General features: G+C 67.3%; 1 protein-coding gene. It reads left to right on the top strand.

Features of this window, described 5'->3' with window-relative positions; genetic code table 11:
* Positions 1-2 precede the first annotated feature (2 nt).
* On the top strand, positions 3-944 hold a 942-nt coding region (locus NGF19_RS30385; protein ID WP_308288571.1), incomplete at its 3' end, for a condensation domain-containing protein.

The raw sequence follows: 944 nt of genomic DNA, 5'->3' as shown, positions 1-944 counted from the left end.
CGGTGCGGGTGCGGGGTGGGTTGGATGTGGGTGTGTTGGGTGAGGCGTTGTCGCTGGTGGTGGAGCGGCATGAGGTGTTGCGGACGGTGTTTGGGGAGGTGGATGGTTCGCCGGTGCAGGTGGTGTTGCCGGCGGAGCCGGTGGGGGTGGAGTTGGTGGAGTCGGGTGGGGGGTCGTTGGGGGAGCGGTTGGCGTGGGCGCGGGGGGTGGTGGGGCGTGAGGTGGGGCGTGGCTTTGATCTGAGTGTGGGGCCGTTGGTGCGGCTGGTGGTGGCGCGGCTGGGTGTGGATGATCATGTGGTGGTGTTGACGATGCATCACATTGTGACGGATGCGTGGTCGCAGGGTGTGGTGTGGGGTGAGTTGTCGCGTGCGTACGGGGAGTTGATTGCGGGTCGGGTGCCGGTTTTGGCTGAATTGCCGGTGCAGTACGGGGATTTCGCGGTGTGGCAGCGGGAGTGGTTGTCGGGGTCGGTGTTGGCGGAGCAGTGGGGGTATTGGGAGCAGCGGCTGGCGGGGGTTTCGGGGGTGTTGGAGTTGCCGGGGGATCGGCCGCGGTTGCCGGTGGCTTCGTTCGAGGGCGGGGCGTGTGAGTGGCGTATCCCGGCTGATGTGGTGGAGCGGGCGCGCGCGTTGGCGGAGTGCGAGAATGCGACGCTGTTCATGGTGTTGCTGGCCGCGTTCAAGGTGGTGCTGGCCCGGTACTGCGGGGTGGAGGACGTGGTAGTGGGGTCGCCGGTGGCGAACCGTCCGCGTCGTGAGCTGGAGGGTCTGGTCGGGTTCTTCATCAATACGCTGGTGTTGCGCACGGATGTGTCGGGGGATCCGTCGTTCCGTGCGTTGGTGGGTCGGGTGCGGGAGGGTGCGCTGGGTGCGTTCGCGCATCAGGACCTTCCGTTCGAGTATCTGGTGGAGCGGCTCCAGCCCGAACGCGACCTCTCCCGC

The organism is Streptomyces macrolidinus, assembly GCF_023887685.1.
GTDB classification, from domain to species: Bacteria; Actinomycetota; Actinomycetes; order Streptomycetales; family Streptomycetaceae; genus Streptomyces; species Streptomyces macrolidinus.
The sequence above is the reverse complement of the archived record's forward strand: the minus strand, read 5'-3'. Positions and strand labels throughout refer to the sequence as shown.